Origin of the sequence: Bacillus paramycoides (assembly GCF_001884235.1) — a bacterium.
Lineage (GTDB): Bacteria > Bacillota > Bacilli > Bacillales > Bacillaceae_G > Bacillus_A > Bacillus_A paramycoides.
Genome location: NZ_MAOI01000058.1, coordinates 48,132 through 70,452 on the forward strand (window position 1 = coordinate 48,132; position 22,321 = coordinate 70,452).

Genomic DNA, 22,321 nt, shown 5'->3' on the forward strand with positions numbered 1-22,321 from the left:
TTCATTCCTATGCACATGATAAAGCAACGAAACGTATATAAATACTAAAAAGAAAAAAAGGTGATAAACATGAAAGAATCAAATCAACTACAAGAAAGAGCATTACAACTATTACAAGAACGCGGTGTAACAATTGACGATATTGCTGAACTTGTTCATTTTCTTCAAAAAACATACCATCCAAAATTAGAGATGTCAGAATGTCGCTATAATGTTGAGCGTGTACTATCCAAACGCGAAGTACAAAACGCACTTATTACAGGCATTGAACTTGATGTCCTTGCTGAAAAAGGAATGTTAAGCGCGCCGTTACAAGATATCGTAAAACGTGATGAAGGCTTATACGGAATTGATGAAGTTATCGCACTTTCAATCGTTAACGTGTACGGTTCTATCGGTTTCACGAACTTTGGATATATCGATAAATTAAAACCGGGTATTTTAGAGTACTTAAATGATAAATCAACTGGAATGGTGCACACATTCCTTGATGATATCGTTGGCGGAATCGCTGCCGCTGCTTCAAGTCGTTTAGCGCACCGAGCTGATCATTCGAAGTGAAACGGTAATCAGTAGGGTTTTGTTCCTTCACTGATTATTAGCCCGCATCACTCCGGCATTAGCCGGATAATAACATTTTCTAGGCCGCCAGTTTCATACTGACGGTCTTTCATATTCCATAAGTATAAACTCTCTTCCTCGACTCAAAAAAATAGGCCCTGTTTGAAATCCAATTGTTTTATATAGCTTAATCGCTCTTTTATTAAATGTCGCCACACTCAGTCGAAACATTTTCGAATTGAATTCCTCAGCAGCAAATGCTATCCCTGCTTGAAAAAACATTTCCCCCATCCCTTTCCCTGTTAACTCCGGCTTCATTCCAAGTCCTATATCTACTACATCTTCGCCCTCATATAAATTGGCATCTCTTCCGCCTGGCACTTGTGCATTTTCTCCAAAGCAAAAATAGCCGATTAAGTCTCCCTTCTCATCACAACAACCGTAATATGTCCCATCTAATAATTCTTCTATTACTTCAGCATCTCCTGAAAAGCTATATAACGTATACGGTTCCTCGTATACCCACGCATTTATTTCGTTTGCTTCTTCTCCTGTTAACTTATGTATATCCATTCATCTCACTCCTTATCAACTACTCTACTGATTTACATATATTTACTCATTCATTTTTCACAATTGATTCTCCTCTAATCGTAATATGCATAATTACATACGCACTTCCATTTGAAAAGTGCTACAATTTATGTGAATCGCTGTTGCTACACTTCTTGATTAAAGAAAAGGCGTTAAACGGAAATTAGCGTCTTATCAAACTCAAGCAATTGACACATTATGTCATCGAAAAAGACACTCAAAAGAGTGTCTTTTTTTCTATATTTCACTATTTCTTTCTTAACAGGACTTGCTCATTCATTAAAATAAATGCATACAGTAATATGACTCTTTAAACACATTAATCCCTCTATATAGGTTTTGAAGTCAATTGCTACAGATTCGGATAATAAAAAGCACTCCAGCCAGGGTGCTTTTTACTTTCAAACAAGGAGGTTACATATATGGACACTACACTTGTATTCAATTTTGGTATCGGTATTATCATCATTTTATTCGTCTTCTTTGTTCTTTGTATGAGTGGGATATAAAAGTTTTTTATGCTGATAATTCCTTTAAAGTATCACTCAATTTAAACCTTCTTAATTGTAATGAAGCAATAATTGCTGCTCCTGCTCCGAGTATAATACTAGCTAGAGCCAATATTAAAACTTGATTATACGGAATGATAATAACCGTTAGCTCTAGACTTGATAGCACAATATAACTAAACAAAATTCCACCTAAAACCCCGATACAACCAGCTATCGCTCCAAGCAGTGTACCTTCTAATAAAACAATCCGTCTCATTTGCTTTGGAATAGCTCCTACTGCACGAATCATACTAATTTCAGCACGTCTTTCATGTAAACTAGCAACAATCGCATTCATTAGCCCTATACCTGAAATAATAAAAATGATCGCAACTAATAAACGAATTAACATTACCATTTGCGATAATAACTGCTCCTGCTCTTTCAATAAATCATAACTATTAATAACCTCTACGTTATCTTTATTATTTGTAATTTGTTTTAATTGCTTCTTAGTCTTTTCAAATGATTGATTAGAATTTGTCATAATTTGAATCGCTTCATACCCTTGTACGTGAAACTTATCACGGGCCCATTGTTCATTTACAAAAATATCTGATCCTCTTAACCTTAACCCTTGCTCAATAATCGAAACGACTTTAATCGTTTGTTTGTCTTTTCCTTTCCCTTGTACTTCAATCGTATCATGCAACTGAAGACCTAAATTTTTAGCCGTTTCTTTCGTCACGACTCCTTCACCATCTTGTAATGGCTTATTTAAATTTTGTCCTGAAATCACTTTTGCCTTTGTTACTTTCTGATACTCTACAATATCATTACCTACAACTTCCATTGAATCATAATTAAGATTATTTTTTTTCACATGTTCATACCATTCTTGATTAGCTTTTTTAAAATCATAATTTACAAGTTTTGCTGTGAAGTCAGTAGCATTTCCTACACTCGCTTCTACACCGTCAACTTTTTTAACCTTCTCCATCCAACTAAACGGTAAAGTTTCAATTCCTTGCGATTCCATCGGTACACGTATTACTAAATCAGCTGGTAAATGCTTTTGTAACCCTTTCTTCGTGCCTTCATACATAGAGTTTACATACATCGTTCCAACAAGTGCTAGCATAAAACCAAATGCTAGTATAGCAACTGAAACAGCTGCCTTATTACGATAACGAATTACATTTCGACTACTAATCGTCGTTTCAATTCGAAATATCATTTGCAAAGGCTTCGCAATAACTGGCGCTATCATACGAATAAATAATGGAATTGCAAATAACAAACCAATTGCAAATAAAAGTGCTCCTATCGCACTTGGATTAAAACCGATATACCGCTCTAATACGTTGCCGGCTAATCCTATGACAGTACCAATTATCAAAATACTGCAACTAAAAGCACTCCATCTTTTCTCTTTCTGTTCATTACTAGGAAGACCTGGTCGAAGTGCTTGAACTGGAGGAATCTTTCTGACCATAAAAGCTGGTATAATCGCTCCTATGACAGACATAATAACTCCCAATAAAAACGTAATGAGTAAAATCTCACCCGAAATAGAGAAAGATTCTTGCCCTGTGCTCTCGACATTCACCCACTTATTAATGAAAGATGCCGCAATTGTGTGCGTACTCACCCCAAGAATAATACCTGCCAGAGATCCAATTGCTCCAATGCATACAGCCTCTAATAAAACGACCAATATGATTTGATTTGGATTACTACCAAGCGCACGCAATAACGCCCACTGCTTAAATCGACTTCTTACAGATAAGAAAAAGCTTCCCATTATTAAAAGTGCTACAACAAATAAGGCAATACCACCTAAACTAAAAATCAATGGCTCCATCACATTTAGTCGTTCAAACGCCTTATCTACATATGTACGTTGGTCTACCTTTATATTTTCAATCTTCTTATTTACCTCAAGAGCAATTGCTCTTTTTACATCTATATCCGTTGTTTTAACTTGAACGAGATTGAATTGATTTTGTAGATTTAATTCCTTTTGAAGCCAATGAATTGGAAAATAAGCACTATGTCCCATTGCCGACATTAACGGTGGATTCAAAATCCCGACAACTTTAACAGTCTTTTCTCCATTTGGCGGAAATGGAAGTTTAATCATATCTCCTACACGTATATTTTCACGGTCTGTATATCCTCTTGTCAGCGCTACCTCAGCACCTTCTTTCGGATATCGTCCTTCTGCTATTTTATAAGAACGCATATCTGGAGAATCTTGCTCAACACCCCAATAAGATGGTTTTCCCGATAACTCTTTATAATTGGCCAAAGGATACGGTATAAGTACTTTTGATATTTTTTCAACATTCTCTAGGCCATCTATCCCTTTTAAACTTTCATTATTTAAATACATATCATTTTTTATATATCCAAATTGCAAATTATAATCTCCATAACGACTTACTACTTGTTCCTTCACACTTTGCTCGACAGATTGATTACCTAGTAATAACATAGTCGCTAACATAACCCCTAAAGCTGCACCAAGGGCAATCAACATATTTCGTAACCAATTTTGTTTCATCGATTTTACAGCATACTTAATTACCCATCGCATCACCTTTACCTCCTACTTTAAAGTGACGATTCATAATTTCTTGAATTTGAGTAACTTGCTGCTGAATATTACGGAATTTCCATCCTTTACTCTCTGCATGTTCATGAATTACCTCACCATCTAGTAAGAAAATAACTTTATCTGCATGGGCTGCTACGAATGGATCATGCGTTACAATGACAGCTGTTTGTCCTAACTCATCGCATGCGTTACGAAGGGCCGAAATTATATTCTTGCTATTTTCTGAATCTAATGCTCCTGTTGGTTCATCCGCTAATATAATAGCTGGCTCATTCGCAAAAGCCCTCGCGATTGCAACCCTTTGCTGTTGCCCACCTGATAACTGTGCTGGTAAATGCTTTTCTTTTCCCTTCAATCCAACAAGATCTAATAAGCGATTTGCTGTCACCGTCGCCTTCTTTTGTGAAACATTATCCAACAGTAACGGTAATCCTACATTTTCCTCCGCACTAAACACTGGGATTAAATTAAACTGTTGAAAAATAAAACCGATTTTATGCCTTCTAAATAAAGCGAGCGCTTTTTCTTTTAATGCTGAAATCTCCGTACCATCTACTCGTATACTACCTACTGTTGGAATATCTAATCCACCCAACAACTGAAGTAAGGTCGTTTTCCCCGACCCACTTGCCCCCATAATACAAACAAAATCTCCTTTTTGAATTTGAAGATTGATACCTTTTAATATCTTTACTCTACTATCGCCAATATCAAACGATTTTTCTAACCTTTCAATTTCAATAATATTCATCCAGTTATCCCCTTCTCTTTCTATTTACCAATCTATATATTCTATTAAGAATGCAAAATCCCTACTATTTTGTATTTTTTTGTCATATATCAACATTTATTTATCACGTCAGAAAAGTTGACTCTTGCAAATGAAGTAATCATAATAGTTACACGAGTATGTTAAATATAACTATTCACATATCCACAAATAGGAGGAAGAAAAATGAAACATGTAATCGTTTATGCACATCCGAATCCAGAAAGCTTCAACCATGCTATTTTAGAAACTGTAAAGAGCGAATTAGAAAGTAAAGGCCATGAAGTACGTGTTCGTGATTTATACGAATTAAACTTCAATCCTGTATTAGGAGCTTCCGATTTCATCTCATTTTCTCAAGGAAACACACCAGAAGATATTAAAGAAGAGCAAGAGCATATCTCTTGGGCTGATAGCATTACATTTATTTATCCAGTTTGGTGGGCAGGACTTCCTGCTATTTTAAAAGGATACGTTGATCGTGTATTTAGCTACGGTTTCGCTTATGCTTACGGCGAAAGTGGCATTGAAAAATTATTAAGCGGTAAAAAAGGATTATTATTATCTACAATGGGAAATACGAAAGAAGCATACACAGCAGGCGGTATGTTTGACGCAATGAAGAAAACCACTGATGTTGGTATTTTTGAATTTACAGGAATTGAAACACTTGAGCATACATTCTATACAAGCGTTCCTTCTGTGGACAACGATGTACGCAAACACTATCTTGAAGAAGTAAAAGAAGTTGTGAATCGTGTATTTTAATGAAAAACTCCGGTTATAAGACCGGAGTTTTTCTATTTCATCATTAGTTTAGGAATATATCTTTGAAGGATATTTTCCAACTCATCCATATCCTCTTCTCTAATAAGTAAATTAACATTATCATTCATTTTCTCTCGCCCGCGATTTGAACTACCCCCACTTAACACTCTAACGAACTGTTTGAAGTGGGGGATTCCTACGAACACCAAGGTATCCCTCAGTTATATGAGTAGGCGATCTCCGTAGTCCCTACGGTTAGAAGCCTTACGGCCTCTTTTCTCAGATTTTGTCCTGCATTCACATCCCTATCATGATGCATACCACAAGAAGGACACTTCCATTCACGCAAGTTCAAATCTTTTACGTCTTTATTTTTATTGCCACAATGTGAACAAAGTTGAGAGCTGGCGAATGTTTTCGATACTACAACTACTTGCTTTTCATACCATTGTGCCTTATACAAAAGCATCGCTCTGAATTGTGACCATGATACTTCTTGAATCGCTTTCGCTAACTTACCGTTTTTCAACATATTGGTTACTTGCAAATCTTCTATCCCAATCACATCGTGGTTTTTGATGATCCTTGTAGAGAGTTTTTGCAAGTAATCCGTTCTTGCATTTTTGATTCGTTCATGAATACGAGCGACTTTAATTCGCTGTTTATGCCAGTTGGCTCCGCCTTTTGTACGTCTAGATAGAATACGCTGAGCATGAGCGAGCTTCTGCTCTAATATCCGAAACCATTTTGGATTGCCAAATACCTCGCCTGTTGAAAGAATGGCAAAGTTTTTCACACCAACATCTATGCCAACAGCGGAACCTGTCTTTAGTAATCCTTGTACTTCCACTTCAGCAAGAATCGAGACAAAATATTTCCCGCTTGGATTCCTTTTGACAGTAGCGTTCAAAATCCGTCCCTCTACCTTACGACTTTTCACAAATTTGACAAGGCCAAGTTTCGGTAACTTTATTTTATTACCTACAATCGCGATGTTCCCATTCGTGCACTTCGTTGTATACGATTGGACTTTATTGTTTTTCGACTTAAATTTGGGTGCTTTATTTTGTTTTTTGAAGAATCGTGTATACGAATCAGCGAGGTGATGAAGAGAGGATTGAAGGGCGATGCTGTCCACTTCTTTTAGCCATACAAATTCTTTTTTGAGAGTAGGTAATTGCGAAGAACAGGCGCCATACGTTAATCCTTTTCCTGTTTCTTTATATACCTCATTCCACTTTTCCAAAAAATAATTGAATACAAAACGAGAACAACCCATTGTTTTTGCAATGCCAATTTTTTGTTCTACATTAGGATAGATCCGAAACTGATACGCTTTATGGGTGAGCACCGCTTTTCACCTCACTTCTTATTTTTACTTATTTACAATCTTTTTCACGACATATATGAGAACGATATCAGAATATAGCAAAAAAATACTAATCACGTATCATTTCTTCTTTTTTGTCGAAAGTCCTCTTTCCCTTTCAAAAAAATATACAAATGAAAGAACTTTTACAATGGAACAATTCCATAGATGTAAGAATGCTTCGGATATGTAGCATCTTCTTTCTATAGGAACGAACTGATTACGATACCTATACTGATTCTTCAACAAGAAGAACCTTTAAACGCCATTCCTTGAGGTGGGAGTTTTCTGTCGGAAAATGATAAAGTCATAAAACAACTTGCTACAGCATAACTACCTGACTGAACGAGAAACTGATCAGCTGTACCAATATCACCACTTACGTATTGAGCATACGTATACATACATTGTCCGATGAAATACGCTGGTCCAAGTGACGCAATCCAACGTCGTTTCACCCGAGGATATGTTGCAATAAGTTTTCCAGCACTTTTTTTCATAACATTTATTTTATATATCTTCCATAGAACAAAGAACAAAGTACATAATGTAAAAACAAATATAATACATGACATCCAATACACTTTTATCCCACCTTTATATATCATTACATCTTAATTTTATATTTCTTATACATGTATTACATATGCAATTGTGCATAAAAAAACAGGTCACCCAAAAGGTCACCTGTTTCTCATTACATCTTCTCAATCCACTCCGTCAAGTTATGCACAACTTGCGTCGGTTGTACTTCATATTCTGTTAACTTCTCCACAGTTGTTACTCCAGTGTGGACAATAAGGGTATGCATACCAGCATTTATCCCCGCTAAAATATCTGTATCGTAGTTATCCCCAACCATTAATGCTTCTTCTTTTCCTACACCAAGCACTTTTAACGCTTGTTCCATAATGATTGATTCTGGTTTTCCAATAAAGATTGGATCCACACCTGTTGATACTGCTACAACTGATGTTAATGAACCGTTACCTGGTAATAATCCGCGCTCAGTCGGAATAGCAATGTCCCCATTTGTTGAAATAAACGTTGCACCGTTACGCACTGCAAGGCATGCTTTCGCTAATTTTTCATATGTGATATCGCGATCTAATCCAACAACGACGAAATCAGGATTTTCATCCACAAGTTTAAATCCTTTTTCCACAAGTGCATCATGTAAGCCCTCTTCACCAATCATATATACAGTTGCATCTTGTTTGCGCTCATAAATAAAGTTCGCTGTAGCCATACTCGTTGTAAATATTTGTTCCGCTTTCGCTGGAATATCGAAACGAACAAGTTTTTCTGCGACTTGTTCTGGTTTACGAGTTGAGTTATTTGTAACAAATAAATACGGAATGCCGCGTTCTCCTAACGCTTTTACGAAGTCGCTTGCTTCTTCAATTTGTTCTTCCCCGCGATACATCGTACCGTCTAAGTCAATTAAATAGCCTTTATACATCTATTATGTCTCTCCTTCTATGCTAGAGTTCTACATCTCTCATACCACTCTTATATTAACCCCTTTTTCAAAAGAAAAAAACGCTTTACCCTAAAGCGTCCCATAACGTTCATTTTTTCTCTTTTATTTGGTACGAGCAATTACAATCGCCTTCACACATATTTGCTAACGTTTTCACATTTGCACCTGCAAATAACCGCTTATACATATCTTTTTCATCTTCACACACTTGCGGGAATCTCTCTGCAATTTCCTTTAACGGACAGTTTTGCTTTTCAAGTATGAAAGAATGCTCCCCATCTCTCTTTATTTGAACCATATAACCGTTTCGCTCTTGTATAGCAGCTATTTCCTGTACTTTATAGGCTAAATGACTTTGATTACTTATCTTCTTTTGCAACTGTTCTTCCATTCGTTTCGTTCTCGCTTGTAAAACGTATCGAAGTATTTTTTCATCGCCCATTCGAGCTAAATCTTCTAGCATATCAATAGCAAATTGCTTATACTCTTTCGGGAATGTATCTTCTCCCTTTTGACTTAATCCATACAAATATGTTGGTCGTCCAACATGCTGTCTTACCATCTTTGAATAGATTAGCTCATCTTTCTCCAGTTTACTTAAATGTCGACGGATCGCCATCTCAGTAATCTCTAAAGCTTCAGCTAAGTCTGCTACAGTATGCTCACCCTTTACCTTCAATAATTGTATAATCTCTTCTTTCGTAGTACGTGCTTCTCCCATATTTCACCCTTCTCCCTTTTCCTTCTCATATACAATATAAGATCCCCAAAAGGTATTTTGGGGATCTTATAAGCACAATTATTCTGGTACAAATGCAGATACAGGTCCTAATTCCTTTTCTAAATAACTGCGAATATTCGCTGGGTATTTCTCTACCACTGCGATATGTTTTTGAATCGTCTTATATAATTCATCATGATTCATTTGAATATAATCTTGCATAAGCATTTTTCGAAGAAGAATAATCTCTTTAATGTCTTTTCCCTCTTCTCCACTTATGACTCTCTCGTCCATTAAAATATCAATAATATCTTCATAACTTCCTGGATCTCGCATAATAAATCCATCAATCATTGCATTTCCTACATCTAATATACAATCAATAATAAGATGCGACATGCGCTCTAATGCGTAAAATTCAAACTCGGTTTCATATGTCTTTTTCTCTTGAAATGTATTTGTTGCCTGTTCTAAACATACTAGCATTTGTTCAATTTTCTTTCTGTCTACAAAGTACATGAATGTCACCTACCTGGAAATTAAAGCATTTACATTTTAATTGTAACGCTTTCTTCTGAAAAAATCGACAATTTTTCGAATTCACCTTTTCCTCGTTATTTGTTATAGTTATATTTGTATGATTTTTGAAATTGGAGGAATGCAACCTTGGAACGTGAACTCGCACTAGAAATTGTCCGTGTAACAGAAGCAGCAGCCTTAGCATCCGCACAGTGGATGGGCCGCGGAAAGAAAAACGAAGCAGATGATGCAGCAACTACAGCTATGCGTGATATGTTCGATTCAGTAAACATGGCAGGTACAGTTGTAATCGGTGAAGGCGAACTTGATGAAGCACCGATGTTGTATATTGGTGAAGAACTAGGAACAGGTAACGGTCCAGAAGTAGATATCGCCGTTGATCCATTAGAAGGTACAAACATCGTTGCAAAAGGTCTTGCAAATGCAATGGCAGTTATCGCAATCGCAGATAAAGGAAACCTTCTTCATGCTCCTGATATGTACATGGAAAAAATCGCGGTTGGTCCAAAAGCAGCTGGTAAAATTAGCTTAGATGATCCAATTGAAAAAACAATTGAAATTGTAGCAGAAGCAAACAATAAAAAAATTCGTGACCTAACGGTTATCGTCCAAGAACGTGAACGTCATCAAGATATTATTGACCGTGTTCGTGCAAAAGGTGCACGCGTAAAACTATTTGGTGATGGAGATGTTGGTGCATCAATCGCAACAGCTTTACCTGGAACAGGTATCGACTTATTCGTAGGTGTTGGCGGCGCTCCAGAAGGCGTTATCTCTGCAGCTGCATTAAAATGCCTTGAAGGCGAAATGCAAGCTCGCTTAGTTCCAATGAACGAAGAAGAAGAAGCTCGTTGCCGTGAAATGGGATTAGAAGATCCTCGTCAACTTCTTATGTTAGATGACTTAGTATCTGGTGATGACGCAATCTTCTCAGCAACAGGTGTATCTGCTGGTGAATTATTAGATGGCGTGAAATTCCTAGGTGGAGATTTAGCTGAAACATATTCTATCGTTATGCGTTACAAAACAAGAACGGTACGATTCATTAAAACACATCACCATTTAGACCATAAGCCTCACTTAAACTTAGATATTTAAAAAGGAGCCATGTGTATGGAAGAACGTTTCTTTCTGTACGACGATACAGTCGCTACAAAAACTCGTTTCGTTAGCTTTATGGGGGAAAATGAGCGTCATGATTTAGCGCTTTTATACTCCGATCGTCATTACGGTAAAACGATTGTCCTTGATATGCAGCGCAATAAATTTGCTATCATCGGTCCTGACGATTTAAACGAACCAGGCTACTTAGAGCACGCATTTTCTATGTCTGAAGAAATTGCAGAAGAATTACGCTCATTTTTATTTGAACTTATATAATTTATCTTATACACCAGCTAGTTTAGCTGGTGTTTTTCCATTATAACAATTTCGAATTTTCAATCTTTTGTGTTATAATTATGAGAAAATCTATTTGGATAGAAAGGACGTTATCTACGTATGCCAACATTTACTTTGTAATGGACCAGCAATTGGATAGCATTACTCTCAAAAAAGCACCGTGCTTTTTCAAGGGAGTAGTCTGCCCATTCCCATTACAAAGGAACGTGACGCATCTGTAGTATGACGTTCACGGAGGTTCCTCTTTTGGGAGCCTCCTTTTATTTTTGTCTACTTCTTATGTCTTCATACTACAAGACATCCAAATAGCTGTATTACGTTCCTTTGCCACTAATATAACTAATATAAGAGGTGAAGGAAAATGCAGAAAGTACAACTTTCTTGGAGTTTATATGAAAACGAGCAAAGCATAATCGAAAAGTATTGTAAAAATTGCGGATGTACTACCCTTTTTACTGATACGAATATTCGCAGACATAATGCAAACGGAAAGAACATATACCGTTTTGCAATTTATAAGTGTCCGAAAAATCATACGTGGAATCAAAAACTTCATATTTATAAATCATTTACTGATCATGTCGAAACAGTCGATATGACTGAGCAAGAACAACATGAAACAAACAACAATATTTCCATTACACACTACAAAGAAAATGGTACAGCCGAAATAACAATCGTAATAGACATTCTTTTCGGTTCCCACCGAATTGATAAAGTGTTATCCACATATATTTCAGATTGGAGCCGTACTATCATTGTGGATAAAATTAAAAGTGGTCATATTCAATTAAATGGCCAACAAATGAAGCCAAAGAAAACTCTTTCTGAAGGTGATTATATTTCAATTTGCTTGTAAGGGGCTCTCATGTTAAAGGTGAGAAAAGGTACGATTGCTTTACAGGTAATCCCGTTTCATTAAGCCTATATGAAAAAAACAATTATATTTGCCGCAGTGCTGTTTATTTTGCAAGTAAACAGCCTCCTCATAATTGGTACAACTGCTATGAAAAAATCCTCTTACAATCGTAAGAGGATTTTTTTATTTCTTCACTTTTCGTAATACAAAATGTGCACAACCGAAGTTACAGTACTCATATAAATACTCTGATAAAGTACTAATTTTCGTATCATATGTCGAACGTTGATTACTATCATCAAAGAATCCACGCAATCTAAGTTGCTCATAACCCCAATCTCCAACGATATAATCATATTTATTTAAAATTTCTGCATAACGCTCTTTAAATGCTTCTTCACTAAAACCATCACGAAAGTTTTTAATTACTTCGTACTGAACATTATTAACGCTCACCGTAGCATGAATCTCTTGCTTTTGCTCCATCATTAACTTCCTCTCTAAGCATTCTTCTTTTTATCGTATCACAAAGCATAACAACCAACAATTTCAAATACAAAAAATTGAAAATTAGTGCATGCTATGGAGAAGGAGGTGATACATCGTGAAAAAGCAAATTATACTCTCTCTTCTCACTCTTTCCTTATTTGCAGGCTGCCAAACAACTAATAAAGCCGAAATGGAGCGTGAAGAAGGAAGTCGTGTTCTCGTTTCCAACAAAAACGACATGTATCATACTGAAAACACAAATACAAGATTAACGAGAGTCGGTTATTCTTCTAAACAAAAACATGAAGTATCTAACAAACAAGTAGGAGCAATTAACCGTGAGAAAGTCGCTGAAATGATTACAAGCATGACAGTCAAACTTCCTGACGTCACCAATGCGGCTACACTCGTTACCGATGATGAAGTGTTTGTTGTATACCGCGCAAACACAACTGACCCAGCACTCGTAACAGATCAAGTATATAAAACAGCTTTGTCCATCGTCCCTCGCTATTATAAAGCATATGTATCAACAAACCAAAAGTTGATTTCTCAAATTCAAGGCCTTCAATCAGGTAGCTTAAACGATAAAGAATATGAACAAAGTCTTGATATGTTAAAACGGGAAATGAGCAAAAATCCTCATTTGAACAATACGGGGGATCAAACTTTGAATAATATGATTAAAAAATAAAAAAGGTGGAGAAAGCCTCCACCTTTTTTGAATTCATTGAACAAATAACTATTTAAATGAAATTATATTAACGATTATTTCATTTTTTATTGCGATCCGCATAAACCTCCATCGCATCACACATAAACTGTGCTAAACCTTCACCAAACTTATCAATATTTTTTGTAAAGCGCTCATCAGCGACATACATTTGACCTAATCCTTTAAAGGCTTCTAATGAATATTCACCGAAGTTTTGCAAGTAATTGTACCATACTCCAATTGCGTCTTGCGCCTCTCTAGAATCAGGTGCGCCGTGTCTAAGCGCCGCTAGCTCTCTATAAATATTATTAAACTCTTCCTGTTTCTCTTTAGACATACCTTTTGCAGTCTCATTCGCTTTATCCACAGCTGTATCTCCCCATCGTTCACGTGCTTCTTCTTCATATGGGTTATGACTAAAATCAAATCCTTCAAATTTCTCTTTATTCGTCATCTCAATCTCTCCTTTTGTATGCTTAATTGTTTTATCAATCGTCGCAATCACCTTATCCAATCTAGCTCGCTTTTCAAGAAGCATTTTCTTATGAAGCTGTAATGCCTCTTCACGGTCGAATGAAGGACTCATGATAATTTCCTTAATCTTCTTTAAAGGGAAGCCAAGCTCTTTAAAAAATAAAATTTGCTGCAACGTTTCTAAATTTTCATCGGAATACAGACGATATCCAGACTCTGTTGTCTCATCTGGGGTTAACAACCCAATTTCATCGTAATGATGCAGTGTGCGCACACTAATTCCAACTAATTCAGCTACTTCTTTTACCCTCATTGTCATGCGTATCTCCCCCTTAATACATACGATAAAGTATGACGCAACGTTAGAGTCAATAAAAACTTCATTTTGCTTTTGAAAGATTCATCTCTCCACATTCTCCTACATTTCATGCATAATATATATGTACATACATTAGAAAGCGGTGAAAGTATGGTTTCAAATACTGTAATTGCCAGTATCATCATTCAGCTCGTTCTCTCGATTTTGATCCCAATTATTGTACTCGTTTATTTCCGCAAGAAATATAATATTAATTGGAAAATAGTTGGCGTTGGTGTCCTTATCTTTATCGGGTTTACCCAAATTCTCGAAACACCATTCCACCTATTTATGCGAGGAAATCCAGCAACAGCTGCGGTTTTAGAAAACCCATTTATCTTTGCGATTTACGGTGGGTTAACTGCTGGTATTTTTGAAGAATTAGGACGCTTTGTTGCCTTTTACTACTTACTGAAAAAATATCGAGAATATAAAGACGGTCTTGCATACGGAATTGGTCACGGTGGTATTGAATCAATTTTAGTCGGTGGCTTTTCTGCCTTACAAGCATTAATCTTTGCTACTTCCATTAACAACGGAAGTTTCGCTCAAATGGTTGAAAAAATGCCTGAGCTCAGCCGTTTACAGGACATATTAATTCAGCAACCTGCCTACTTATACTTACTCGGTAGCTTAGAAAGAATTATGGCACTCGTTCTGCAAATTGCTTTCACAATGCTTGTCGTATACGCGGTAAAACAAAAGAAATACATTTTCCTCGTATACGCTATACTATTCCACGCACTTGTGGACTTTTTCGCAGCACTTTACCAAACAAAAATAATTAACATCTTTGTCGCAGAAGGAACTACTCTTCTCTTCGCAATTGGCGCTTTCGTTCTTATTCGCAAAATGAAAGAGAAGTTAGTGAGTGCTTCAGAGTAAAAATAAACCACCAAAATTGGTGGTTTATTTTTTATGTGGATTATCGCAATGGTGATAACTTTTTCCGCCTAGAAGCTCCTTCTTTGTTTCTGCATCTATAACGATATACTTATAAAACTCCTCTACTTCATCTTGAGAAAAGGAAGCAAAAAAGTACACTTGGCGATCAGGATGAACAAACGAATCTCGAATCACCACTCTACTGCGACAGCCGACATCTGTTTTTTTTCGGAAGGTAAATTCTGCATCTTGTACTTCTTTAAATAAGATTTTTTTACGAACACTATATGTTGCATTTTTGTATTCCTTATAGATTTTCTTATCTAGCTGGTCATAAAACAAATCTTCACTCACAAATGACCTATTTTGATTACTCGGGTATTCTAAGTTTTGATTTGATTGTGCATATGTTGTGGACAGTTGCGTGAGAAAACAAGCAATGAATGCAATAATTATTATTTTTTTCATGCTAGCACCCCAAATTTTCATTATCCACATTACTTTTCCACATGCCCCGGTCCCTATTCTCTTCTCTGTACACAAAAAAGGAATTTTTTCCACATTTGTCGAAGTATATATCGTCAACTTGAAAGATGGGGATGAAATATGAAGAAAATTATTGTAATGCGACATTGTTCAGCAACTGGACAAGAGCGTAATGCCGAATTAACAAATGAAGGAAGAGACCAATCAAACACCCTTGCTAAATTCCTCATAAAAAATCATCTACAAATAGATTACATTATTTCAAGCCCTTTTGTCCGCGCTATCGATTCTATTCGGCCATATGCACTTCAAGCTAATTTACCTGTTCAAGAAGATGAACGGTTAGCAGAGCGTATATTAAGTACTGTTTCAATGGATGATTGGCTTCAAAAACTAGAATACACTTTTACCGATATAGATATTGCCTTTTCGGGCGGAGAGTCAACAAAACAAGCGATGGATCGCGCTATCTCACTTATCCAAGAAGTTTTAAAACTAGAGCATGACACAACATTACTCGTTACACACGGCAACTTACTCACACTAGTTTTAAAGCACTTTGATCATACTATTGGCTTTGGTGAATGGAAAGCTTTAACGAATCCTGATATTTACGAAATTACAATCGATGAACAATCTATCATAAAACGATTATGGGAAGCGCCATCCAAGTAATATCCCTTTCCAGTACATTCAGTTGACACTGCGAGAAGATATGGCGAGACTGCAGTAAAACATAGAGAGGGGTATCATGCAATATGTACGAAGACGTACTTTCTTTACTACATAAAACAAATGCTTCTTATGAAAAATTTGAACACGAACCAGTACTCGACTATGAGACAGATCGCATCGTTCGTGAAAGACTCGGCTTACAAGGTACTCCAAGTAAAAGCCTATTTTTAAAATCAAAATCCGGGGAGTATTACGTATTCTTTACGCTAGAAGGAACTCGCCTCAACCGAGGAGAGATGAAAGAAATAACAGGAGAGAGCTTATCTCTCTGTTCTCCTGATGAGCTAAGAGAAGAGACTGGTTGCACTCCAGGATGTGTAGCTCCTTTCGGTTATTCACAAGATGTAACGATTATTGTGGACAGTTCAATTTATACTTACAATAAAATTTTAATCACACCTGGTGTACCTGAATTTACAATTGAATTATCCACAGAGGAATTAAAAAAGATTTTATCAACATGTCAAAATAGAGTTTTAGAGTATAAGAAAAAAGAGAGCTAATAATAGCTCTCTTTTTTCATTATTTCGCTTCTGCTGTTTTTTCTTTTGCAGAACGTACTTGCTCGTCCGCATGATAAGAAGAACGTACAAGTGGACCAGCTTCACAGTGGCTAAATCCTTTGCTAAGTGCAATTTCTTTAAGCTCTGCAAATTCTGCTGGTGGGTAATATTTAATAACTGGTAAATGTTTCTTAGATGGTTGTAGGTATTGTCCAAGAGTTAAAATATCCACATTGTTTGCACGTAAGTCATCCATTGCTTCAATTAAATCTTCTCGTGTTTCTCCTAAGCCCACCATAATGCTCGATTTAGTTGGAATATCAGGCTGCATTTCTTTTGCTCGACGTAAAAACTCTAATGAACGGTCATATTTTGCTCTAGCGCGAACTCGGTCAGATAATCGACGTACTGTTTCAATGTTATGGTTCAAAATATCTGGTTTTGCATCCATTAACATTTTTAAGTTTTCTTCTACCCCACCCATATCAGATGGTAATACTTCGATAGACGTGAATGGATTTTTACGACGTACAGCGCGTACTGTTTCAGCGAAAACAGCTGCTCCACCATCTTTTAAATCATCACGTGCAACCGCTGTTATAACAACGTGCTTTAAGCCCATTTGTACTACAGAGTCTGCTACGCGTTCTGGTTCTTGTAAATCAAGCTCAGTTGGCAAGCCTGTTTTAACCGCACAAAAACGACAAGCACGTGTACAAACCGCACCTAAAATCATAAATGTCGCTGTTTTCCTTACAGCCCAGCATTCATGAATATTCGGACATTTCGCCTCTTCACAAACCGTATGAAGATTCTTAGAACGCATCATTTTCTTTAAGCCTGTATAGTTTTCATTCGTGTTTAACTTAATTTTCAACCATTCGGGCTTGCGCTTATATTCTGTTTGTTTTGTCATGGTTATCAACTCCGCACAATATGAAATAGTTTACCGTGTTCGCTTCTTTCAATGTAACATATCTATTCTAACGTATGAAAGCGATTTGCTCAAATGAAGATTCTAAGATTTTTTCCAATCGTTCCCTATAATGAAATACTCCGTATATCCCACACTAAAAAGAGTGATGTTGTGAAAGGAGTCTATTTCATGCTTCGAAAAATTTCTCTTTTGCTTTCAATTTGCTTTCTTCTCCACCAAAACATCGCTTACGGTGAAGATAATCAGCAAAGCATATATGAAAAGCGCATGGCACTATATAAAGAAACCGAGCAATCTTCAGGCATTCCGTGGTATTACTTAGCTGCAATGGATCAATACGAAAGAAATATACGGAGCGTAAGAAAGGATATTCCGAAAAAACCAGATGCCATCATTTCCCTTTATTTCAAACCTGAACTATGGGCTGGACCTGTTAATAGTAACGATACTCTCCCCCATGCGATTTCTCTATTTGGTGGAATAGGTTTAGATGGTGACAAAGATGGGTTTGCAAATGCAAATAACGACCGTGATCTTCTGCATACAGCAGCAACTATTTTAAAGAAACAAGGAACGTCAGAAGACCGTATTAGAATTATGCTTTGGGAATATTATAGACGTGCAAAAACCGTTGAATTAATTACAGAATACGCCCGCATTTATAGACACTATGGACGTATTAACTTAGAAGGAAATGCTTTCCCTCTCCCTATTCGCAGTGACCATAGCTACCGTAGTACTTTTGGTGCTGGAAGAAGCTTCGGCGGAAGGCGGATTCATGAAGGAACCGATATTTTTGCTAGATACGGCGTACCAGTAAGATCAACTTGCCATGGCATTATTGAAACAAAAGGATGGAATCGTCTTGGTGGATGGCGCATTGGTATTCGTGACCTTCATAATAATTACCATTATTACGCTCATTTAGGTGGATTCTCAAAAGAAATACAGCTCGGACAAATTGTCGAACCAGGAAAAGTAATCGGATTTGTTGGTAGCACCGGCTACGGTCCTCCTGGTACAGCTGGAAAGTTCCCACCACACTTACATTTTGGAATGTATAAAGACAACGGCTATACAGAGTGGGCTTTCGATCCATACATGCATTTGAGCCTTTGGGAACGAAAAGAACGTGCGAATACAAAACGATAACCGTAGCGCATTGCTACGGTTATTTTTTATATTCATTAAAGATATACTAACTATCCGTTTTCTTTTTATCTGGTACAACAACTCCGCCACTTCCATAATAAGTAGGTACCTCACCTTGAACGATGCGCGTTGCAATCGGAATGTTTTGCTTCACCGTAATTTCTTTCGTGTGTAACGGAATCATAACTTGCAACGTCACTTCCACTTCCATAATAATTTTGATCGCTGTATTATTAATTCCTTGCGGCTCAACTAGCTGTTTAATATCCGTATTCACATGACCAATTGGCGTAAATTTAATCGGAATATCTGGTCCTATATTACCAAGAAGCGTATTATCGGTTATACGACCAAAAGGAACTGACATAGATATCCCATTCTCTTCAGAAATACCAAGTGCTTTCATATCCCCTTTTTCTACTTGTTGTAAATATTTCTCTATGTATGCAGTAGTCGATGTTAATATTTCATTTACTTGTTTTGTATTTAAATCAATGGTAGATACTTTTCCGTTCTTATCATTTTGTACTTTCATTAACGTATCCACATCAAATCCTTCATTAATTCGGTCTTTTACCGCCTTCGTCATGACTGCTGTTGCCATTTTATGTGTCTCTGTTTCTCCATACTTAATTAATGTTGGCTGGATACTTTTATTCACAATCCATAATCCTTGTACGACCATTACTATAAAAATAATAAACGAAATAAGCAGTATATACCGAAAGGAAATCGGCCCCCTTCGAAACCGCGAATTGTTCGAACGAAATTTACGCATAAGAAAACCCTCCTTCTTATACTATCTCTATGCAAGAAAGAGGGACGATATATGCTTATCTCATTTTTAATAGTGCATCTTTTCCGATCGTTCCTACTGGAATACCTAAAGCTTCTGCTCCAGTTGTTACTGATTCCAGCGGTGCTTCAAGAAGTTGTTCGATCGTTCTTACACCGACTGCACGGCCAGCGATAATTCCTCGATCTCCTAACTTCTCATTTAAAAGGCCTACATCTAAAGCACCGCACATAATATATCCTTTATCGCTCATTACAGCTAGCAAATTTGTCTTTGGAAGCTTTACGCTAACAGCAATGAACGTATAGTTATCAATTATAATTGGCTCCACATTAACCATAGTTCACACTCCTCTCTTTCTTATCTGTATGACAAGAGAAAAATGAGTGTTACAAGTTAACTAGCCTATAGTTTGACTGAAGATGTATAAGTTATCAACATATTTGTTAACACATCTCTAAGTAATTCTGGCATATAATATTGTTTGTCAGAAAGTGTGGATAGCTCTGGGTATAAGTATCCGAATGTAAACATATCAATCGTTCCTACCGTATATATACGTTCTAATTCCAGCGACTCACCGTTAATCAATACATCTTCTAGTAAAATTTTATTCCCTGAAATTGTATCTGGAATCACTTCTAAACCATCGTAAATCATTTTCCCCATTACTTTTCCTCGGAATCCAAATCCTTTCACTTCAAGGTTCTCCATATTCGGCCTACGAGCTTTCAAAATAACTTCTCTTAACGTTTTCCCCGGTACTTTTAATAGACATGGATTAATTGGATGTGGACAAATTCGATGAATGTCCCCGCGCGTCACAACACCTTCATTTAATCCCTCAAGTAGTACACCAGCGTTCACCATTCCAATATCCGCATCACACCACTCTTTAAGCGCACTTGCCAACATATGAGAAAATGTCGTCTCTTTAAACCAATCAACCGGTAATGATTCTTTTAAATGAACGACAGGCTCAGCCATTATATGTTTGCTTTCTTCCTGCAGCATTTCAATTGTGGATAACGGCTCGCTATAAGCACCTAACCGTTCTGTCTTAATCGCTCTACCATCTTTTTTTAGGAGCACCTTCGTCTCTTTATCCACAGTAAGCTGAACGTGACCGACGTAATGTCCCCATTTTTCACAACAGCAAAGCAAAGTATCGTTTACAAGAACACCCCGCTCAAATAAATGGTGCGTATGTGCACCTAAAATAACATCTATATCATAATGCTCCGCCATATACTCATCCATACTTTTTCCCAGATGAGAAAGCACAACAGTAATATGAGCCGTATCCTTAACTTCTTCTAAAATAGATTCTAAATGGATGATTGGATCTTCAATATGCCAGTCTAACATATGATAAAACTCTGGATAAGCTACCGTTAATCCGATAAAGGCAATCGTAACTCCATCTGTCGTTGTATGTAATTTATAAGGCTTTGCCCAGGCCGGACGTACGCCCTCTTTTTCAAATAGATTCGCTACGAGCACCTCAAACCCAGCAGCATCATATAGACGATTCAAATGCTCTTTCGCCAATGTAATTCCTTCATTATTTCCAATCGTTACATAATCATATAACGCCTCATTTAATAACTTCGTATTCCCGAGTCCATTTGTTGCTTCCGAAATACTATGAAAACGATCCACATGATCGCCAATATCCACAGTTAAAACAGTCTCTCCTGCTTCCTGTCTGCGCTTTTTCTCCCCTAGTACAAACCGAGAAATTTGCGGCCAATTTTCAAAATGACTATGTATATCGTTTGTATGATATAGATGGATGATTGTTTCCTTATTTATATTCAGAGAAAAAACCTCCTCTCAGTTCCTTACTGCCATTTACGCTACACGCGCGCAATAATCCTGTAAATACTTTTCGTCTTTTCTTGCTATTTTACATTGTACTCGCATTATAAGAAAAAGCAAAAGATTCCCCTTTCAACATGAAAAATTTTACATTATCATTTACATAAGGAGGTGTTCTCTATTAATCGATATAGCTTTCTCTCACTATGGTCCTCATTAGCAGGAGGCCTTTTATTTATCGCTTCCGTACTTTTCTTGCCTAATCCATTTCTATTTATTAGCATCCCACTCATTATTCTCGGCCTCATATTCAGCATGATTGCAATATCTAAAAACGAAACGAGCAAATTGAGATTTGTCGGTATCTTTGTCTTACTTATATTAGTTATTTTTATCTTAATATGCGTTCCTCTTATATTTGTAATGTTTGGGTTTTAAAGCTGTCTTTTGATGGCTTTTTTTGCGGGTTGAGGGGTATATGCGTCCGTTCACCATGTCTCAATTTGTGGATAAAGTGAAACTTTAATCAGTGGGGGTTTTGTTCATCCCCCACTGATTATTAGCCTTCACCAATCGGGCTTTTACGGGCAGTTGATCTCCCACCTAACTCCTTTGTTTTACAGCCGAATTTTGAGGTGAGAGTCTTACTGCCCACAAATAGCGGGATAAATCGATATATCCTTGTCGAAACGTCGATATATTTGAAAAATCGTTGATATAATTGACTGCATACTAAGTGGGGTATCCCTCATCCAGCTCCACACAACACAAAAAAGCGCCCTGCTATGCAGGGC

Annotated in this window: 24 protein-coding genes and 3 pseudogenes; 11 read left to right on the plus strand and 16 right to left on the minus strand. The window is 36.9% G+C overall.

Annotated features, from left to right (window positions below):
* The first annotated feature begins 69 nt into the window (after positions 1-69).
* Positions 70-561 carry a phosphatidylglycerophosphatase A family protein gene (locus BAU28_RS08775; RefSeq protein WP_071718349.1) on the plus strand — a complete coding sequence of 164 codons (492 nt, stop codon included), beginning with the start codon at positions 70-72 and terminating at the stop codon, positions 559-561.
* A 93-nt stretch (positions 562-654) separates the two neighbouring features.
* Here BAU28_RS08775 and BAU28_RS08780 read toward each other — a convergent pair whose 3' ends face one another.
* The 3 genes from BAU28_RS08780 to BAU28_RS08790 all read right to left on the minus strand — a co-directional run bounded on the left by BAU28_RS08780 (position 655) and on the right by BAU28_RS08790 (position 5,017).
* Positions 655-1,134, minus strand: a complete 480-nt coding sequence (locus BAU28_RS08780; RefSeq protein WP_071718350.1) for a GNAT family N-acetyltransferase — start codon at positions 1,132-1,134, stop codon at positions 655-657.
* A 537-nt stretch (positions 1,135-1,671) separates the two neighbouring features.
* Complete coding sequence (locus BAU28_RS08785) at positions 1,672-4,245, minus strand: ABC transporter permease (protein ID WP_071718351.1); 2,574 nt, start codon at positions 4,243-4,245, stop codon at positions 1,672-1,674.
* Positions 4,229-5,017 (minus strand): ABC transporter ATP-binding protein, encoded by a 789-nt coding sequence (locus BAU28_RS08790; RefSeq protein WP_025149585.1) that lies wholly within the window; start codon positions 5,015-5,017, stop codon positions 4,229-4,231. Before BAU28_RS08790 ends, BAU28_RS08785 begins: the two co-directional genes overlap by 17 nt.
* Before the next feature lie 204 nt (positions 5,018-5,221).
* Between BAU28_RS08790 and BAU28_RS08795 the strand changes: the two genes are divergently transcribed.
* Positions 5,222-5,803: an NAD(P)H-dependent oxidoreductase gene (locus tag BAU28_RS08795; protein WP_071718352.1), complete on the plus strand. Its 582-nt coding sequence runs from the start codon at positions 5,222-5,224 to the stop codon at positions 5,801-5,803.
* A 32-nt stretch (positions 5,804-5,835) separates the two neighbouring features.
* On the opposite strand, the pseudogene BAU28_RS08800 reads toward BAU28_RS08795, so the two are convergent.
* From BAU28_RS08800 to BAU28_RS08825, 6 genes and pseudogenes are all read right to left on the minus strand, one after another.
* Positions 5,836-5,946 (minus strand): annotated as a pseudogene (locus tag BAU28_RS08800) (iron ABC transporter substrate-binding protein); the annotation flags it as partial.
* Between the two features lie 74 nt (positions 5,947-6,020).
* A complete protein-coding gene (gene tnpB / locus BAU28_RS08805) occupies positions 6,021-7,154 on the minus strand; it encodes an IS200/IS605 family element RNA-guided endonuclease TnpB (protein ID WP_071718353.1) in 1,134 nt (377 codons plus the stop codon).
* Positions 7,155-7,474: 320 nt separating this feature from the next.
* Positions 7,475-7,756 (minus strand): annotated as a pseudogene (locus tag BAU28_RS08810) (iron ABC transporter substrate-binding protein); the annotation flags it as partial.
* Between the two features lie 113 nt (positions 7,757-7,869).
* Complete coding sequence (locus BAU28_RS08815) at positions 7,870-8,634, minus strand: TIGR01457 family HAD-type hydrolase (protein WP_071718354.1); 765 nt, start codon at positions 8,632-8,634, stop codon at positions 7,870-7,872.
* 109 nt (positions 8,635-8,743) lie between these two features.
* Positions 8,744-9,376, minus strand: coding sequence for a helix-turn-helix transcriptional regulator (locus BAU28_RS08820; RefSeq protein ID WP_071718355.1), 633 nt, complete (start codon positions 9,374-9,376; stop codon positions 8,744-8,746).
* A gap of 78 nt (positions 9,377-9,454) precedes the next feature.
* Complete coding sequence (locus BAU28_RS08825; protein ID WP_025149589.1) at positions 9,455-9,895, minus strand: DUF86 domain-containing protein; 441 nt, start codon at positions 9,893-9,895, stop codon at positions 9,455-9,457.
* A gap of 147 nt (positions 9,896-10,042) precedes the next feature.
* Between BAU28_RS08825 and glpX the strand changes: the two genes are divergently transcribed.
* From glpX to BAU28_RS08850, 4 genes and pseudogenes are all read left to right on the plus strand, one after another.
* Positions 10,043-11,014 (plus strand): class II fructose-bisphosphatase, encoded by a 972-nt coding sequence (glpX, locus tag BAU28_RS08830; protein WP_000439096.1) that lies wholly within the window; start codon positions 10,043-10,045, stop codon positions 11,012-11,014.
* 15 nt (positions 11,015-11,029) lie between these two features.
* Positions 11,030-11,296, plus strand: a complete 267-nt coding sequence (locus tag BAU28_RS08835) for a DUF3055 domain-containing protein (protein WP_000392608.1) — start codon at positions 11,030-11,032, stop codon at positions 11,294-11,296.
* A gap of 382 nt (positions 11,297-11,678) precedes the next feature.
* A complete protein-coding gene (locus BAU28_RS08845; RefSeq protein WP_071718357.1) occupies positions 11,679-12,176 on the plus strand; it encodes a cytoplasmic protein in 498 nt (165 codons plus the stop codon).
* A gap of 26 nt (positions 12,177-12,202) precedes the next feature.
* A pseudogene (locus BAU28_RS08850) lies at positions 12,203-12,349 on the plus strand (GNAT family N-acetyltransferase); the annotation flags it as partial.
* A 10-nt stretch (positions 12,350-12,359) separates the two neighbouring features.
* Here BAU28_RS08850 and BAU28_RS08855 read toward each other — a convergent pair.
* Positions 12,360-12,662 (minus strand): YutD family protein, encoded by a 303-nt coding sequence (locus tag BAU28_RS08855; RefSeq protein ID WP_002174050.1) that lies wholly within the window; start codon positions 12,660-12,662, stop codon positions 12,360-12,362.
* A gap of 118 nt (positions 12,663-12,780) precedes the next feature.
* On the opposite strand from BAU28_RS08855, the gene BAU28_RS08860 reads away from it, so the two are divergent.
* Complete coding sequence (locus BAU28_RS08860; protein WP_071718358.1) at positions 12,781-13,359, plus strand: YhcN/YlaJ family sporulation lipoprotein; 579 nt, start codon at positions 12,781-12,783, stop codon at positions 13,357-13,359.
* Positions 13,360-13,438: 79 nt separating this feature from the next.
* Here BAU28_RS08860 and BAU28_RS08865 read toward each other — a convergent pair whose 3' ends face one another.
* A complete protein-coding gene (locus tag BAU28_RS08865; RefSeq protein WP_071718359.1) occupies positions 13,439-14,173 on the minus strand; it encodes a MerR family transcriptional regulator in 735 nt (244 codons plus the stop codon).
* A gap of 108 nt (positions 14,174-14,281) precedes the next feature.
* On the opposite strand from BAU28_RS08865, the gene BAU28_RS08870 reads away from it, so the two are divergent.
* Entirely contained in the window at positions 14,282-15,097 is an 816-nt protein-coding gene (locus BAU28_RS08870) for a YhfC family intramembrane metalloprotease (protein ID WP_071718360.1), read from the plus strand.
* 24 nt (positions 15,098-15,121) lie between these two features.
* Here BAU28_RS08870 and BAU28_RS08875 read toward each other — a convergent pair whose 3' ends face one another.
* Positions 15,122-15,565 (minus strand): hypothetical protein, encoded by a 444-nt coding sequence (locus BAU28_RS08875; protein WP_071718368.1) that lies wholly within the window; start codon positions 15,563-15,565, stop codon positions 15,122-15,124.
* A 138-nt stretch (positions 15,566-15,703) separates the two neighbouring features.
* Here BAU28_RS08875 and BAU28_RS08880 point away from each other — a divergent pair, with 138 nt between their 5' ends.
* Both BAU28_RS08880 and BAU28_RS08885 read left to right on the plus strand, forming a co-directional pair.
* Positions 15,704-16,258, plus strand: a complete 555-nt coding sequence (locus BAU28_RS08880; protein ID WP_071718361.1) for a histidine phosphatase family protein — start codon at positions 15,704-15,706, stop codon at positions 16,256-16,258.
* Positions 16,259-16,341: 83 nt separating this feature from the next.
* The gene (locus tag BAU28_RS08885; RefSeq protein ID WP_071718362.1) at positions 16,342-16,821 is read left to right on the plus strand and encodes a YbaK/EbsC family protein; all 480 of its coding nucleotides are present in this window, start codon (positions 16,342-16,344) and stop codon (positions 16,819-16,821) included.
* A 19-nt stretch (positions 16,822-16,840) separates the two neighbouring features.
* On the opposite strand, the gene lipA is transcribed toward BAU28_RS08885, so the two are convergent.
* Positions 16,841-17,737: a lipoyl synthase gene (lipA, locus tag BAU28_RS08890; protein WP_025149596.1), complete on the minus strand. Its 897-nt coding sequence runs from the start codon at positions 17,735-17,737 to the stop codon at positions 16,841-16,843.
* A gap of 189 nt (positions 17,738-17,926) precedes the next feature.
* Here lipA and BAU28_RS08895 point away from each other — a divergent pair, with 189 nt between their 5' ends.
* Positions 17,927-18,910, plus strand: a complete 984-nt coding sequence (locus tag BAU28_RS08895; protein ID WP_071718363.1) for a M23 family metallopeptidase — start codon at positions 17,927-17,929, stop codon at positions 18,908-18,910.
* Between the two features lie 46 nt (positions 18,911-18,956).
* Here BAU28_RS08895 and yunB read toward each other — a convergent pair whose 3' ends face one another.
* The 3 genes from yunB to BAU28_RS08910 form a co-directional block, all read right to left on the minus strand.
* Positions 18,957-19,688, minus strand: coding sequence for a sporulation protein YunB (gene yunB / locus BAU28_RS08900; protein ID WP_071718364.1), 732 nt, complete (start codon positions 19,686-19,688; stop codon positions 18,957-18,959).
* A 55-nt stretch (positions 19,689-19,743) separates the two neighbouring features.
* Positions 19,744-20,046 (minus strand): YunC family protein, encoded by a 303-nt coding sequence (locus tag BAU28_RS08905; RefSeq protein WP_002015926.1) that lies wholly within the window; start codon positions 20,044-20,046, stop codon positions 19,744-19,746.
* Positions 20,047-20,111: 65 nt separating this feature from the next.
* Positions 20,112-21,527, minus strand: coding sequence for a bifunctional metallophosphatase/5'-nucleotidase (locus tag BAU28_RS08910; RefSeq protein WP_327908087.1), 1,416 nt, complete (start codon positions 21,525-21,527; stop codon positions 20,112-20,114).
* Positions 21,528-22,321: the final 794 nt, after the last annotated feature.